The 16,013-nt window shown below is 73.8% G+C and carries 10 protein-coding genes; 8 read left to right on the top strand and 2 right to left on the bottom strand.

The features are described from left to right. The first annotated feature begins 123 nt into the window (after positions 1-123). The gene (locus ABIH81_RS18370; protein ID WP_349876120.1) at positions 124-1,443 is read left to right on the top strand and encodes a hypothetical protein; all 1,320 of its coding nucleotides are present in this window, start codon (positions 124-126) and stop codon (positions 1,441-1,443) included. Between the two features lie 42 nt (positions 1,444-1,485). Here ABIH81_RS18370 and ABIH81_RS18365 read toward each other — a convergent pair whose 3' ends face one another. Beyond that, positions 1,486-4,206 carry a glucosidase gene (locus ABIH81_RS18365; RefSeq protein WP_349876119.1) on the bottom strand — a complete coding sequence of 907 codons (2,721 nt, stop codon included), beginning with the start codon at positions 4,204-4,206 and terminating at the stop codon, positions 1,486-1,488. A 42-nt stretch (positions 4,207-4,248) separates the two neighbouring features. Here ABIH81_RS18365 and ABIH81_RS18360 point away from each other — a divergent pair, with 42 nt between their 5' ends. From ABIH81_RS18360 to ABIH81_RS18345, 4 genes are all read left to right on the top strand, one after another. Beyond that, on the top strand, positions 4,249-6,192 hold the full coding sequence (locus ABIH81_RS18360) for an amylo-alpha-1,6-glucosidase (protein ID WP_349876118.1): 1,944 nt from the start codon (positions 4,249-4,251) through the stop codon (positions 6,190-6,192). A 128-nt stretch (positions 6,193-6,320) separates the two neighbouring features. Next, positions 6,321-7,646 carry a glycosyltransferase family 4 protein gene (locus tag ABIH81_RS18355; protein ID WP_349876117.1) on the top strand — a complete coding sequence of 442 codons (1,326 nt, stop codon included), beginning with the start codon at positions 6,321-6,323 and terminating at the stop codon, positions 7,644-7,646. 80 nt (positions 7,647-7,726) lie between these two features. After that, entirely contained in the window at positions 7,727-10,213 is a 2,487-nt protein-coding gene (locus ABIH81_RS18350) for a protein kinase (protein ID WP_349876116.1), read from the top strand. A gap of 118 nt (positions 10,214-10,331) precedes the next feature. Next, positions 10,332-11,141 (top strand): metal-dependent hydrolase, encoded by an 810-nt coding sequence (locus tag ABIH81_RS18345; protein ID WP_349876115.1) that lies wholly within the window; start codon positions 10,332-10,334, stop codon positions 11,139-11,141. A 1-nt stretch (position 11,142) separates the two neighbouring features. Here the strand turns inward: ABIH81_RS18345 and ABIH81_RS18340 are convergent, their stop codons facing one another. After that, the gene (locus tag ABIH81_RS18340) at positions 11,143-11,628 is read right to left on the bottom strand and encodes a hypothetical protein (protein WP_349876114.1); all 486 of its coding nucleotides are present in this window, start codon (positions 11,626-11,628) and stop codon (positions 11,143-11,145) included. Positions 11,629-12,062: 434 nt separating this feature from the next. On the opposite strand from ABIH81_RS18340, the gene ABIH81_RS18335 reads away from it, so the two are divergent. From ABIH81_RS18335 to ABIH81_RS18325, 3 genes are read left to right on the top strand one after another with little or no spacing between them, the layout of a single operon-like run. Continuing rightward, positions 12,063-13,064 carry a LacI family DNA-binding transcriptional regulator gene (locus tag ABIH81_RS18335; RefSeq protein ID WP_349876113.1) on the top strand — a complete coding sequence of 334 codons (1,002 nt, stop codon included), beginning with the start codon at positions 12,063-12,065 and terminating at the stop codon, positions 13,062-13,064. A gap of 40 nt (positions 13,065-13,104) precedes the next feature. Continuing rightward, positions 13,105-14,700, top strand: coding sequence for an FAD-dependent oxidoreductase (locus ABIH81_RS18330; protein ID WP_349876112.1), 1,596 nt, complete (start codon positions 13,105-13,107; stop codon positions 14,698-14,700). Between the two features lie 21 nt (positions 14,701-14,721). Continuing rightward, entirely contained in the window at positions 14,722-16,005 is a 1,284-nt protein-coding gene (locus ABIH81_RS18325; protein WP_349876111.1) for a sugar ABC transporter substrate-binding protein, read from the top strand. Positions 16,006-16,013: the final 8 nt, after the last annotated feature.

Here is a 16,013-nt window from a genome sequence, read left to right as displayed (position 1 = left end):
CTCGCGGACCTCGCACACCGTACTGCCCAGTCGCCGGACGTACCACGCGGATCATCCGGTCGGCGGCCGGTTACCGGCGGCTACCCGACTGCGGAATCCCTGGTCGGACGGCAGGCTTCGGCCATGACGATCTCACCCGATCATCCACCCGGACGCCGGCGCCGCACGGCCGTCGCGGTGGCCGCGACGCTCGCCGTCGCGGGCGCGGCGCTGCCGGGATCCCCGGCGCTCGCGGTCAACGCCGCACACACCACAGTGGTCGGCACGAACCCGGTCGACTGGACGCCGCACGCGCTGGACGGCACCGTCCACCGCATCCTCCAGATCGGCAACCGCGTGTACGTGGCCGGCACGTTCACCAAGGTGCGCAACGCCGGTCAGTCGGCCCAGCTGGCGATGCCCCGGCTGGTGGCCCTCGACGCGACCACCGGCCGGATCGACACCACGTTCCGGCCACAGGTCAACGGCGCGGTCAAGGCGCTCGCCGCCGCGCCGGACGGCCGTTCGCTCTACATCGGCGGCGCGTTCACCACAGTCAACGGCACGGCGGCGTCCCGGCTGGCCCGGATCGACGCGGCCACCGGCGCCCGGGTCGCCGGTTTCACCACGCCGGCGCTGAACAACCAGGTCAACGACATGCGCCTGGTCGGCAACCGGCTGATCCTCGGCGGCGCGTTCCAGACCGTCGGCGGGGTGACCCGGCGCGCCCTGGCGGCGGTGAACGCCACCACCGGTGCGGCCGACGCGTCGGTCAACCTGAACCTGGCCGGTCCGCGCAAGACCACCTCCGGCGCCACCGCGCCGGTGAAGGTCGAGGCGCTGGACGTCTCCGCCGACGGCACCCGGCTGGTGTTCGCCGGCAACTTCAGCACCGTGGCGGGGGTGGCCCGGCACCAGCTCGCGGTCGCGAACCTGTCCACCACGGGCGCCACGCTCTCGGGCTGGGCCACCGAGCGCTACCAGCCGCAGTGCGCGAAGTCGATGCCGTCGTACCTCCGCGGGGTGGACATCTCCCCGGACGGCGCCTGGTTCGCGGTGGTCACCACCGGCGCGGCGTTCCCGGGCACGCTCTGCGACACCGCGGCGCGCTTCGAGTTCGGTACGGCCACCGGCGGCAAGCAGCCGACCTGGGCCAACTACACCGGCGGCGACACGCTGCTGTCGGTGGCGGTGACCGGCGCGGCGGTCTACGTCGGGGGCCACCAGCGCTGGCTGGACAACCCGCAGGGCCGCAACTCGGCCGGTCCGGGCGCGGTGTCCCGGCCGGGCATCGGGGCGATCCACCCGGCCACCGGCAAGGCGCTGCCGTGGAACCCGACCAAGGACCGGGGTGTCGGCACCCAGGAGCTGTACGCCACCGACAGCGGCCTGTGGGTCGGCAGCGACACCGTGACGGTGGCCGGGGAGTACCACGCCCGGCTGGCGTTCCTGCCGCTGCCGTGAGCGTGCGGGGCGCGGCGGGCAGTCCGTCGCGCCCCGCAGGCGTCAGCGGCGCAACGTGAGGATCAGGTCGGCGACCAGCGCGGTCCAGCCGGTCTGGTGCCAGGCGCCCAGGCCGGCGCCGTTGTCGCCGTGGAAGTACTCCGGGAAACAGATCAGGTCGCGCCAGTCCGGGTGGGTCTGGAACAGTTGCGCGGCCCCGTAGATCGGCCGCCGCCCCCAGCCGTCGCGGGTGAACAGCGAGATCAGCCGCGCGGACAGGTCGTCGGCGATCTCGTCGAGCGTGCGCTTCACCCCGGACCGGGTCGGGTACTCGACCTGGAGGTCGTCGCCGAAGAACGCGGCGTAGTCGCGCAGCGCGCTGATCAGCAGGAAGTTCGTTGGCATCCAGATCGGGCCGCGCCAGTTGGAGTTGCCGCCGAACAGGCCGCTGGTCGACTCGGCCGGCTCGTAGCCGACGCTGAACTCCTGCCCGCCGAGTGTGACCGTGAACGGCTTGTCCAGGTGGGCCCGGGACAGCGTGCGCAGCCCGTACTCGGAGAGGAACTCGTCGGTGTCGAGCATCCGGGCCAGCAGCCGTACCACCTGGTCCGGTGCGACCATCGACAGCAGCCGCTGCTGGCGGCCGTCCGGCCCGAGCCGGCGGGCGCCGATCACCTCCGCGTACTCCGGGCGGTTGGTGAGGAACCAGCGCAGCCGCGCGCCCAGCTCGGGCAGGCGGCGCATGGTCCGGGCGGTCAGCCGGGTGACCGCGGCGAGCGGCAGCAGCCCGACCACCGAGCGGACCTTCAGCGGCACCTTCGTCCCGTCGGCCAGCCGCAGCACGTCGTAGAAGAACGCGTCCTCGGCGTCCCAGAGGCCCTGGTGGTACGCCGCCGCGGCGATGTACGCGAAGTGCTCGAAGAACTTGGTGGCGGTGTCCACGTACGCGCGGTCGTGCTCGGCCAGCACGATCGCCATGTCGAGCAGGTTGAGCGCGTACATGGCCATCCAGCCGGTGCCGTCGGACTGCTCCAGCGTCCCGGCGACCGGCAGCGCGGCCGAGCGGTCGAACGGGCCGACGTTGTCCAGCCCGAGGAAGCCGCCCTCGAAGACGTTGTTGCCGCCGGTGTCCTTGCGGTTGACCCACCAGGTGAAGTTGAGCAGCAGCTTGTGCATGACCCGGGCGAGGAACTCGTGGTCGCGGGAGCCGTCGATCTCGAAGACCTTCAGCGCCGCCCAGGCGTGCACCGGCGGGTTCACGTCCCCGAACGCCCACTCGTACGCCGGGATCTGCCCGTTGGGGTGCAGGTACCACTCGCGCAGCAGCAGCAGGATCTGCTCCTTGGCGAAACCCGGGTCGACCCGGGCGATGGTGACGCAGTGGAAGGCCAGGTCCCAGGCCGCGTACCAGGGGTACTCCCACGGGTCCGGCATGGAGATCACGTCGAAGCTGTTCATGTGCCACCAGGCGCTGTTGCGCCCGTGCCGGCGGCCGGCCGGCGGCGGCGCGGAGCCGGGGTCGCCGGCCAGCCAGCGCTCGACGTCGAAGTGGTAGAACTGCTTGCCCCACATCAGCCCGGCGATCGCCTGGCGCGCCACCAGGGCCTCGTCGGCGGTGGCGGCGGCCGGGATGACGCTGTCGAAGAACCGGTTCGCCTCGGCCCGGCGCGCCCAGAGCACCGTGTCGAAACCGTCGCCCAGGTCGGCCGGGGCGGGCGGCGCGGCGGCCGGCGGCGGCGCGGTACGGGTCAGCCGCAGCCGGATCTGCCGCTGCTCACCGGCCGGCACGTCGAGCACGTAGTGCAGCGCGCCCTTGGTGCCGGTGCGGTCCGGGTTGACGGTGGCCGCGCCGGTCACGACGTGGTCGTTGATGCCGTCCTTCGGGTACGCCGACCGCCCGGGCAGCCCCCACAGCCGCTCGGCGTTCGTCTCGTTGTCGCACAGCAGCGGCACCGGGTCACCGTCGCCCTCCAGCAGCAGCTGGCCGAGCACCCAGTGCTCGCCGACGAGCCGGGCGCCGGCCTGCGCCCCGGCCGCCTCGCCGGTCAGCTTCGGCATCCGGTCGGCGCCGGGCAGGCCCCACGCCCAGGTGTTGCGGAACCACAGCGTGGGCAGCACGTGCAGCGTCGCGTCCTCGTCGCCCCGGTTCGCCACGGTGACCAGCACGCACATGTCCGTCGGGGACGCCTTGGCGTAGTCGACGGTGACCGCCCAGTACCTGTCCTCGTCGAAGATGCCGGTGTCGACCAGCTCGTACTCGGTGTCGTCCCGGCCGCGCAGCGCGTTCACCGCGACCAGTTCGTCGTACGGGAACGCGGCCTGCGGGTAGTGGTAGCGCCAGCGCATGAAGGAGTGCGTCGGGGTGCTGTCGAGGTACCACCAGTACTCCTTGACGTCCTCCCCGTGGTTGCCGCCGTCGCCGCCGAGGCCGAACATCCGCTCCTTGAGGATCGGGTCGCGCCCGTTCCACAGCGCGAGCGCGAAGCAGAACGTCTGCCGGTCGTCGCAGACGCCCGCCATGCCGTCCTCGTTCCACCGGTACGCTCGGGACCGCGCGTGGTCGTGGGGGAAGTAGTCCCACGCCGTGCCGTGCTCGCTGTAGTCCTCCCGTACCGTCCCCCACGCCCGCTCGGACAGATAGGGGCCCCATGCGCGCCAGTCCTGCTCCCCGGCGTCGGCCTGGGCGAGCCGGTGCCGTTCGGGGTCGGGGGACACGGAGGTCGACCGGTCGGTGATCACTGGCACATCTTCGACGCCGCCGGGGTACTTCTCCACAGCGGCCATTGTCGCCGTGGCATGTCACACCTCGCTGCCGGTGGAGGAAACTTGATCGACATCCGTTTCGGGCCGCGGGTCTGCGGCGAGCTGTCCGCCGCCGCCGCGCGGGAATGGCTGGTCACGGACGGGCGCGGCGGGTACGCCATGGGCACCGTCGCCGGACTGCGCACCCGCCGGTACCACGGACTGCTCGTGGTGGCCGGGGACACGCCGGCGTCCCGCAAGGTGGGACTCGTGAGCCTCGACCCGGCGGTGACGCTGCCCTCGGGGCGGCAGGTCCGCCTGGGCGCACACGAGTGGTCCTCGGGCGTGGTCGACCCGCGTGGCTTCGAGCTGCTGGAGCACTTCGACCTGGCCGACGGGGTGCCGCGCTGGCGGTGGCGCGTCGGCGACGTGGTGATCGAACGGGAGATCGCCATGACGTACGGCCGCTCCTGCGTGGCGGTGGTGCACCGGCTGATCTCCGGCGGCCCGGTGCGGCTGGACCTGGCCGCGGCCTGCACCTGGCGCGACGCGCACGGCGAGCGGCGCGCCGACGGCCCGGCGCCCCGGCTGGAACCGGCGGCCGGCGGCGCGGTGGTCGACGGCGCGTACCGCCTGGCCGGGCCGGACTGGACCCCGGAGGGGCAGTGGTGGCACGGGGTGCGCCACCGCACGGAGGCCGAGCGCGGCCTGCACCCGGACGAGGACCTCTGGTACGCGGGCCGGTTCACCGGCGCGCTCGCCGAGCCGGGCGCGACCGTGTCGGTGCTGGCCTGGGCGGACGACCTGGCCGAGGAGCCGCCACCGGCGACCGCCGTGGTCGAGGCGGCCCGGCGGCGCAGCCGGGCCGTGGTGACCGCGGCGAAACCCGGCGACGCGGTCGAGGCGACGCTCGCGCTGGCCGCCGACGCGTTCGTGGTACGCACCGCCACCGGCCCGGACGTGGTCGCCGGATACCCCTGGTTCGGGGCCTGGTCGCGGGACACGATGATCTCCTACGAGGGCCTGTTCCTGTGCACGAACCGGGCCGACGAGGGCCGGGACCTGCTGCGGGCGTACGCGGCTACGCTGAACGAGGGCATGCTGGCGAACACGGCCGACACCGGCCGGGTCGAGTACAACACCGTCGACGCGACGCTGTGGTTCCTGCACGCCGTCCACCGGCACGTCACCGTCACGGGCGACACCGACCTGGGCGACGAGCTGCTGTCCGCGCTGCACGGCGTGGTCGAGGCGCACGTGGCGGGCACCCGGTACGGCATCGGCGTCGACCCGGCCGACGGGCTGCTGGCCCAGGGCGGCCCGCCGGACGTGGCGCTCACCTGGATGGACGCCCGGGTGTACGGGGTTCCGGTGACCCCGCGTACCGGCAAACCGGTCGAGGTCAACGCGCTGTGGATCAACGGGCTGGCCGGGCTCGCCGAGCTGACCGAGCTGGCCGGACGCGACGCCGCCGCGCTGCACGCCCTGCACCGCCGGGCCACCACCGCGTTCCGGGAGCGCTTCCCCGCCCCGGCCGGCTGGCTGTACGACGTGGTCGACGCCCCGGCGCCCGCGTACCCGCTGGGCGGGGCCGCGCACCACGACGACGACCTGCTGCGCCCCAACCAGCTACTCGCCTGGTCCTTGCCGCACGCGCCGCTGGAACCGGACGAGGCCACGCTGCGCCGGATCACCGAGGCGCTGTTCACCCCGCTCGGCCCGCGCAGCCTCGCCCCGGACTCCCCCGGCTTCACCGGGCGGCACCGGGGCGGACCCGCCGAGCGGGACTCCGCGTACCACCAGGGCACCGTCTGGCCGTGGCTGACCGGGCCGCTGCTCGACGCGTACCGCCGGGCCGGGCTGCCCACCGACGACCTGCTGGTGGGGCTGGCGGGCCACCTCGCCGAGGACGGCCTGGGCTCGGTGAGCGAGACCGCCGACGGCGCGCCCCCGCACGCGACCACCGGCTGTCCGTTCCAGGCGTGGTCGGTGGCCGAACTGCTGCGCGCGCGGCGCGCCCGCCGGTAACGCGTTACAGACCGGCAACCGGCGTGTCGCCGCCGGTTATCGACCCCTCGGCAGGATGGGTGGCGACCCCACCGGACACCGCGGTGACGCCGCCTCAGGTGGGGACGCCACAACTCAAAGGGGGCCGCGTGTCAGCTGACGCCGAAGTGATCGACATCCAGCCCGCCCGGCGCCTGCGGGTGCTGCTGCTCTCCTGGGAGTACCCGCCGGTGCTCGTCGGCGGCCTCGGCCGCCACGTCCACGCGCTCTCCGTGGCGCTGGCCGCCGCCGGGCACGAGGTCACAGTCGTCACCCGCCACGCCGAGGGCGCACCCCTGGAGGAGTACGCCGACGGCGTCCGCATCGTCCGCGCCGCCGAGGACCCGGTCCGCTTCCCCCTGGCCACCGGCTCGCTGCTGGCCTGGACCATGGCGTTCAACCACACCCTGACCCGGGCCGCGCTGCGCGCCGCCTCCGCCGGCTCCTACGACGTCATCCACGCCCACGACTGGCTCGTCGCACACACCGCGATGACGCTGCGCGAACACCTCGACGTCCCGCTGGTCACCACCATCCACGCCACCGAGGCGGGCCGGCACCAGGGCTGGCTGCCCGAGGAGATGAACCGCACCATCCACGGCGTCGAACACTGGCTCGCCGGCGAGTCCGGCCGGGTGATCGCCTGCTCCGGATACATGCGCGACCAGGTGGCCCGGCTGTTCGGCGTACCGTCCGGGCGCATCGACGTGGTCGCCAACGGCGTCGACGACCGGGCCTGGCGGGCCCGGCCGCACGCGGTCGCCTCCGCCCGGGCCCGCTTCGCCGCGGGCGGTCCGCTCGTCGGGTACGCCGGCCGGCTGGTCTACGAGAAGGGCGTGCAGCACCTGGTGCACGCCGTGCCGCACCTGGCGAAGCGGCACCCCGGCCTGCGGGTGGTGATCGCCGGGGACGGGCCGTACAAGGACGAACTGGTCGACCAGGCACGGCGGCTGCACCTCGGGGACACGGTCCGGTTCGCCGGTTTCATGGACGCCACCCAGCTGCCCGCGGTGCTCGCCGCCACCGACGCCACGGTCATCCCCAGCCTCTACGAGCCGTTCGGCATGATCGCGCTGGAGGCGGCCGCCGCCGGCGCGCCGCTGGCGGTGGCGCGTACCGGCGGGCTGGCCGAGATCGTCGAGCCCGGCGTCACCGGCGTGACGTTCCCGCACGGCGACCCGGACGCCCTGGCCGGTGCCGTCGACCGGCTGCTCGCCGACGAGGTCTTCGCCCGGCGGGTCGCACGCAAGGCCCGGACCATGGTCAGCCGGCGGTACACCTGGTCCGCGATCGCCGCCCGGACCGCCGGCAGCTACGCCGCCGCCCGCCGCGACCACGACGCGTTCCAGGCCCGCCGGGCCACCGCCCTGCTGGCCGGCGACCGGTCCCCGATCGCCGTCCCGGAGGGGAACCTGCTCGCCGGCGCGGCGAGTTAGGGGAATGACGCACTGACATGCGATAGGTACCGTCCGATCCGTTGGCTATTGTGGACCACTGACCAGCGGTGAGGAGTGCGGTGCGGGAGGTAGTGATCGCCGGGCGGTACCGCCTGCTCGAACTGGTCGGCCGCGGCGGGATGGGCCAGGTCTGGCGGGCACGCGACGAGGAGCTGCAACGCGAGGTCGCGGTGAAGCAGGTCGTGCCGCCGAACTGGCTCGCCGAGAACGAGCGGGACGAGCTGCGCGCCCGTACGCTGCGCGAGGCGCGGACGTCCGCGCGGCTCAACCACCCCAACGTGGTGCGCGTCTACGACGTGGTCCGGGTCCAGGGCGAGCCCTGGCTGATCATGGAGTACGTCCCGTCCCGCTCGCTCCAGGAGATCATCGAGAGCGACGGGCCGCTGCCGCCCGGACGGGCCGCCGAGATCGGCCTGTCCGTGCTCGCCGCGCTGCGCGCCGCGCACGACGCGGGGGTGCTGCACCGGGACGTCAAGCCCGCGAACGTGCTGCTGGCCCGGGACGGGCGGGTGCTGCTCACCGACTTCGGGCTGGCCGTGTTCGAGGGCGGCGACGGCGCGATGACCCGGCCCGGCCTGGTCCTCGGTTCCCCCCAGTACGTGGCCCCGGAGCGGGCCGCCGAAGGCGTGTCGAGCGTCGAGGCGGACATGTGGTCGCTGGGCGCCACGCTGCACGCCGCGGTCGAGGGCCGCTCCCCGTACGCCCGCAGCACCGCGATGGCCACGCTCGCCGCGCTCGCCACCCGGCCGCCCGACCCGGCCCCGCACGCCGGTCCGCTGACGCCGGTGCTGGCCGGGCTGCTGCGGCGCGATCCGCGTACCCGCCTCGGGCACCGCGAGACGGCCCGCCTGCTCGGCGTCGCCGCGGTTTCGGAGGCCGACGCGGAGGCCGCCGGGTCCCCGGGCCGCGCCACCGCCGGGTCGTCCGACCGGCCGGCCGGCGGCCGCGATGCCGACGTTCCGGCGGGTGACGAGCCGGGGTCACCGGGGAACCCGGCGGCTCCGGGCGGCATCTACCCGGACCTGATGCCGCCGGCCGCCGCCGCCCGCGCGTGGAGCCGGGCGGCGAAGCGCAGCGAATGGGCCCCGCCCACCGAGGGCGACAGCGCGCCACCACCGGGCGACGCGGCCGGCGTCCCCGGCCCGGCCAGCCCCTCCGGTACGGCCGGCCGTTCGATCCCGGCCGCCCGCGCGGACGCAGGAAGTCAGTCGTCCCCGGCCGGCCGTTCGGAGGCAGCCGGGCGCGTGGACGCAGGCGATTCCTCGTCCCCGGCCGGCCGGCCGGATGCGAACGGCCGTCCGGTCGCCAACGGCGGCTCGGGTGCGGTCGCAGGCTCGGGTGTGGGCGGCGGCTCGGGTGTCATCGGCGGCCCGGCCCCGGGCGGCGGCCCGAAGGCGGACGGCGGCCCGCCCGCGGCCGGTGGTTCGGCCGGGTTCGGCGGCTCGGGTGTGGTCGGTGGTGCATCGGCTGCGATGGGCCGGGCGGCGCCACCCGGTCGCGCCCGGGACGGTGACCCGGAGCGGAGCCGGGCCGGTGAGCCGGAGCAGGGCGCCTCCGACGCGACCCCGGAGCCGCCCCGCAGCGCGCCGGCCCGCCCGGCTCCGATCAGCCTCGGTCCGACGGTCCTCACCAGCTTCGTCGACCCGGGCAGCCCGGCCGGCCCCGAGTCGGCGCCCCGCGCCGACGCCCTCAGCCCGGTGCACATCGTCGGCCCCGGCGCCGCGCCGGTCACCAAGCCTCCCCCGGTCGCCCACAGCGGGCCGGTCGACAGCGGCGCGGTGCATCCCGCCCCGCCCCGGCCCGCCGGTGTCCCCCGCCCCGCCGATCCCCCGCTCACCGCGGGCGGCGGGAACCCGCTGCACCGCTGGGGACTGGTGCTGGGAGCGGTGCTGCTGGCCGTGGCGACGGGTGTGGGCACCGCGCTGGCGATCACCGGCGGCCGCGACGACCCGCCGCAGGCGGGCAGCTCCACCGAGGCCGTCGCCCGCCCCTGGGAACGCCCGCCCGGGCCGGGCGTGCCACCTCCGCCGTTCCCCTGCGTCCGGCCCGACGTGGCCGGCACACCGGTCCGCAAGGGGCCGCCCCCGGACGACCCGCCGGTGACCGTTCCGGCCGGCTGGGTCTGGCCCGCCGACACCGGCGGCTTCCGTATCGCCCTGCCCGCCGGCTGGCTGCAACTGCGCTCCGGCGACACCACCTGCTTCCAGGACCCGGCGACACGGCGCATCCTGGGCGTCGAGCCGTACCCGGGCGGTGACCCGGTGGGCCGGTTGAAGTCGTCCGAGCGGGATCTCACCTCGGCCGGCCGGCTGCCGCACTACCTGCGGGTCCGGCTGGAGTCCGACGGCCCGGGGGCAGCCTGGGAGTGCCTCTGGACCGCACCGTACGGGGAGCGGATGCGCGCGTTGCGCGTCCTGCCCGGCGAACGGGCCGGCTGGACGCTCGGCTGGACCACCTCCGAGGCCGACTGGCCCGCCGCATCGAAGCAGTTCGCCGTCATCCGCGCGAGCCTCGGCACGGTCCGGCCCACCCGTACGGCAGGCTGAGGCTGGTCCCGCGGCACCCCTTCCTCAGTGGACCGTCCGGCTGATGCCCCGCTGTCGCACGGGCTGACTACAGTGGCGTAGTTTTGTGGATCAAGATCTTCGGGAAGGGCGAGCCGAGATGATGGGACCGTCCCACGCGCTCTCGGGCGCGGCGGCGTGGCTGACCGGCTCCTGGGCGATGGCTCAGTTCGCGGACTACCACCAGACACCGCTGGCCCTGGCGGTGGGCACCGCGGTCTGCGCCGGTGGGGCGCTCTTCCCCGACCTCGACCTGTCCGGGAAGGTCACCCGCAACCAGGGCGGCGCCACGGTGGCCCGCACCTTCGGTGTGGTCAGCCTCTTCGTCGCCGAGGTGATGGAGAAGATCTCGCTCGGCGTCTACTACGCCACCAAGCTCAGCAAGGATCCGCGCCGCAACAACGGGCACCGCACGCTGACCCACACCATCCCGTTCACCGTGCTCGTCGGCTGGGGCACCACCGCGCTCTGCGCCCACTACGGCAAGTGGGCGGTCGTCGGCATCCTCTTCTTCATGATCGGCCTGGCGCTGCGCGGGCTCTTCGACCAGTGGGCCGAGCGCGCCGGCTGGGTGGTGGTCACGCTGGTGTCCGCCGCCGCTGCCTGGTTCACGTTCGCCAACCTGCCCGGCGACCGCGGCTATCCGATGATCGGGCTCGCGGTCGGGGTGGGCTGTTTCGTGCACATCCTCGGCGACATGATCACCCGGGCCGGGGTGCCGATCCTCTGGCCCATCCCGATCAGACGCCGGATGTGGACGATGATCGGCCTGCCCAACAAGATCGCCCTGCGCACCGGCAGCAAGGCCGAGACGGTAGTGCTGCGCACCGCGATGACGATCCTGGCCGTGCTGGCCGCGGTGGGCCTGGTCGCCCCCTCGGTGCTGCAACGCTTCGACATCCAGGTGTAGGTCAGCCCACCTCGGCGCGCACCGCACGAGGCGTGGCCGCCCGGCGCCGGATCAACCGGGCCGCCCACCCCGCACCGTGGGCGGTGAGCGCGTACGCCGCCGTGGGCGGGAGGACCAGCAGCGCGGCGATCCCGGCCACCAAAGGCACCCGGGCGCCGGGCACGTCCGTGGCGACGGCCGCCGCGGCGGCGTACCCGGCGGCCAGCACGACCGCGACGAGCCCGGCGAACGCGAGCGCCGGACCGGCCCGCCGCCGGCCCCCGGCCTCGCCGAGCGCGACCGCCGGCGCGAACAGCAGCGGCAGCGCGGCCACGCCGAGCAACGCCGCGATCAGCACCAGCAGCGGTCCGGCCAGCGGGCCGCCCGGGTCGGCGCCGGTGACCAGCGCGTACGCCAGCAGCCCGAGGTAGCCGACGACCGCCTCCGTGACGACGACGAGCCACGCCGCCGCGGCTCCCGCGAGATGACGAGCGACAGTGGTGCCCATGTCCCCTCCCCGTGTGGACGGCGCCACGACCGTCCTATCGGAACGGTAGCGCCTCGCCTCGTCGGGGCGGCAGCAGGTGGAGCCCGGCACCGGGCATCACTCTCGGTAGGGGTGCAGGGGTCATCGCTCGTCCGCACGGGCGGGCGATGCCGCACTAATGCGCATTAGCGCCGAGGTCCGCCTACTGTCGCGCGCCCGGCTGACTCTTGTCAAGATTCCCGCTCGAACGACTGCCTGAGGGCGGTGAGCACGGCGGCTAATGCGCATTACTCCAGGGAGTTCATCGGGCGGAAATCTTCTGACCACCCCTTGACAGGAGGTCCGGACAGCAGAGAGGCTCCATCCCGACCCGATCGCTAATACGCATTAGCGGCAGCGGAAGGACCGACGTGACTCCTCCCCCCAGGCGTGTCACCCAGCGTGACATCGCGCGAATGGCCGGCGTCAGCCAGGCGACCGTGTCCCTGGTGCTCAACAACCGCACCGACGCCGACGTCCGGATCGCGCCGGAGACACGGGACCGGGTGTTGCAGGTCATCGCCGAGACGGGGTACGCCGCCGACCCGGCCGCCCGCCGCCTCGCCTCCGGGTTCAACCGGATCATCGGCGTCTTCACCTACGAGCCGGCCTTCCCCAGCGGCAGCCGGGACTTCTTCCACCCGTTCCTGCTCGGCATCGAGGAGTACGCCGAACGGGTCGGCTGCGACCTGCTGCTGTTCACCAGCGCCCCGGTGGTGGACGGCCGGCGGCGCATCTTCCACCAGGACAACCGGCTGCGCCTGGCCGACGGATGCATCCTGCTCGGCCGGGAGATCGACGGCGCGGAGCTGCTCCGGCTCAACCGCGACGGGTTCCCCTACGTCGCCGTCGGGCGCCGCGACGACGCCGGCGGACCGGTGCCCTACGTCGGCGCCGACTACGCCAGCGCGGTCCACCGGCTGGCGGAGCGGGCGCTGGACCTGGGGCACCGGCGCCTGACGTACGTGGGCATGGGCACCGCGGCCGAGTCCTCGCACGACCGGCGCCGTGGTTTCCACGCCGGCGCGGCCGGCGCGGAGAGCGCCCGCCAGATCACCGCGACGGCGGAGACCGCCGGCGCCACCGTGGACGACCTGCGGGCCGACGGCAGCACCGTCGCCTTCGTCGAGGACTTCGCCACCGCTGTCGCGCTGGAGTCGGCCGCCCGCCGAGAAGGGCTGACGGTGCCCGGCGGCCTGTCCGTCGTGACCCTCGGCGACCCGACCGTCCCGGTGCCCACCGACATCACGTTCACCGGGTTCCGCATCCCGCGCGAGGAGATGGGCCGCCAGGCCGTCGAGGTGCTGACCGGCGTCATCGACGGCAGCGCCGACGGCCTCCAGCAACGGCTCCTGCCCTGCGAACTCGTCGAGGGCGACACCCTCGGCGTCCCTGGATCGGCGGCCGACCGGCGCTGACACGCCCGGCCGCGCAACTGGAAGGAAGCAAGTGGTACTAATGCGTGCGGACGTCCTCGTCGTCGGGGGCGGACTGGGCGGTGTCGCCGCGGCGCTGGCCGCGGCCCGTGCCGGGCGGTCCGTCATCCTGACCGAGGAGTTCGACTGGCTCGGCGGGCAGCTCACCAGCCAGGCGGTCCCGCCGGACGAGCACTCCTGGATCGAGCAGTTCGGCGCCACCGCGAGCTACCGGGAGTTGCGCGACGGCATCCGCGACTACTACCGCCGCCACTACCCGCTGACCGAGCGGTCCCGGGCGTGGACCGACCTGAACCCGGGCGCCGGCTGGGTGAGCCGGCTCTGCCACGAGCCCCGGGTGGCGGTCGCCGTCCTGGAGCAGATGCTCGCGCCGTACCGGGGGTCCGGGCGGCTGACGGTGCTCCAGCCGTACCGGCCGGTCGCGGCCGAGACCGACGGCGACCGGGTCACCGGCGTCACGCTCGCCCACCGGGACCGCGACGAGCGGATCGAGGTGGAGGCGCCGTACGTGCTGGACGCCACCGAGACCGGTGAGCTGCTGCCGCTGACCGGCACCGAGTACGTCACCGGGTTCGAGTCGCAGGCGCAGACCGGTGAGCCGAGCGCACCCGCCGAGGCGCAGCCGCTGAACATGCAGGCGGTGTCCGTCTGCTTCGCGCTGGACCACGTCGACGGCGACCACACCATCGACCGTCCCGCCGGCTACGACTTCTGGCGCGACTACAAGCCCGACTTCTGGGGCGACCGGCTGCTGTCCTGGCGGTCGCCGCACCCGCGCACGCTGGAGATCGTGGAGCGCAGCTTCACGCCGAACCCGGACGACGACCCGCTGGGCGTCAACGCCGACCAGCGCCTCAACCCGGGCGACGGCAACCTGTGGACGTTCCGGCGCATCGCGGCGCGGCGCAACTTCGTCGACGGGACGTACGGCAGCGACATCACGCTCGTCAACTGGCCGATGATCGACTACTTCGAGGGCCCGGTCATCGACGTGCCCAACGCGTCCTGGCACCTGTCCCAGGCGCGCGAGCTGTCGTACTCCGTCCTGTACTGGCTCCAGACCGAGGCGCCCCGCCCCGACGGCGGCACCGGCTTCCCCGGGCTGCGGCTGCGCGGCGACGTGACCGGCAGCCCCGACGGGCTGGCACAGGCGCCCTACATCCGGGAGTCGCGCCGCATCCGCGCCGAGTACACGGTGGTCGAGCAGGACCTCTCCCTCGCGGTACGCGGCGAGCACGGCGCGGTGAGCTACCCCGACTCCGTCGGCGTCGGCATGTACCGCATCGACCTGCACCCGTCGACCGGCGGCGACAACTACATCGACGTCGGCTCCTGCCCGTTCGAGATCCCGCTCGGCGCGCTCATCCCGCAGCGGATGGAGAACCTGCTGCCGGCCGGCAAGAACATCGGCACCACGCACATCACCAACGGCAGCTACCGGCTGCACCCGGTCGAGTGGAACGTCGGTGAGGTCGCCGGCCTGCTGGCCGACTTCTGCCTTGCGCGGGGCGAGTCCCCGCGCGCGGTCCGCGGCACCCCCCGCCTGCTGGCCGAATTCACGGACCGCATCTCGGCCGCCGGCGTGGAACGCCGCTGGCCGCGGATCGCGGGCTACTGAACCCCCGGTGAGGAGAAGAAAGTGAGATACGGAAGACTGTCCGGCCTGGTCGCGGCGACCATGACCGGTGTGCTCGCCCTGACCGCCTGCGGCGGTGGCGGCGATGCCAAGGACGACGGCCCGGCCAGCCTGCGGATGACCGTCTGGTCGGCGAACGAGGCGCACCTGAAGCTGTTCAACGAGATCGCGGACGAGTACCGCAGGAACAACCCGGACGTCGCGGAGATCAAGTTCGATCCGCTGCCGTTCGAGAACTACACCACGACGCTGACCACGCAGATCGCCGGCGGCAACGCGCCGGACCTCGCGTGGATCTTCGAGAACTCGGCTCCGGACTTCGTCGCCTCCGGCGCGCTGCGCCCGCTCGACGACACGCTGAAGAAGGCCGACGGCTACCAGTACGACGACCTCTCCCCCGCCACGCTGAAGCTCTGGCGCAACGACGGGAAGCTCTTCGCGTACCCGTTCTCGACCTCGCCGTTCGGCGTGTTCGTCAACAACGACATGCTCAAGAAGGCCGGGCAGAAGACCCCGGCCGAGCTGATCGCGGCCGGGCAGTGGAACTGGGACACCGCGCTCGCCGCGGCCGGCGCCACAGCGGCGAAGTCGGGCAAGGCCGGGCTCGTGGTCCGCGACTTCGACTACAAGGGCTGGGACAACCTGGCCACGTTCTGGACCGGCTGGGGCGCCCAGGCGTGGAGCGAGGACGGCCGCAGCTGCGGCTTCAACAGCCCCGAGATGGTCGAGGCGATGACCACGCTGCACAAGGCGATCTTCACCGGCAAGGCGCTGCCCGGGCCCGGCACGACGGCCGACTTCTTCGCCGGTGACGCGGCCATGACCGTCACCCAGATCTCCCGCGCCTCGCTGCTGAAGGAGAACGGCTTCGACTGGGACCTGGTCCCGCTGCCGGCCGGCCCGAAGGGCCCGTACGCGGTGGTCGGCCAGGCCGGCATCGGCGTGCTGAAGAAGAGCCCGCACGCCGAGCAGGCCGCCGACTTCCTGGCCTTCTTCACCAACCCCACCAACTCGGCGAAGCTGGCCCAGTTCTTCCCGCCGCCGCGGCAGTCCCAGCTGACCGCCGAGACGCTGGCCAAGACGAACCCGAAGCTCAAGCCGGAGCAGCTGCAGAAGGTCGTCATCGACGGCATCACGAACGGCACGGTCAAGCCCAGCCACTCCGGGCAGGCCGAGCTGAGCCAGCAGGTGCGCGCCGCGCTCGACCCGCTGTGGAAGGCGGACGCCGACGTCAAGGGCGTACTCGACGGCGTCTGCTCCAAGATCCAGCCGCTGCTGGCGAAGTAGGGCCGAGG

This window comes from Micromonospora sp. HUAS YX12 (assembly GCF_040215685.1).
Lineage (GTDB): Bacteria > Actinomycetota > Actinomycetes > Mycobacteriales > Micromonosporaceae > Micromonospora > Micromonospora tulbaghiae.
The sequence above is the reverse complement of the archived record's forward strand: the minus strand, read 5'-3'. Positions and strand labels throughout refer to the sequence as shown.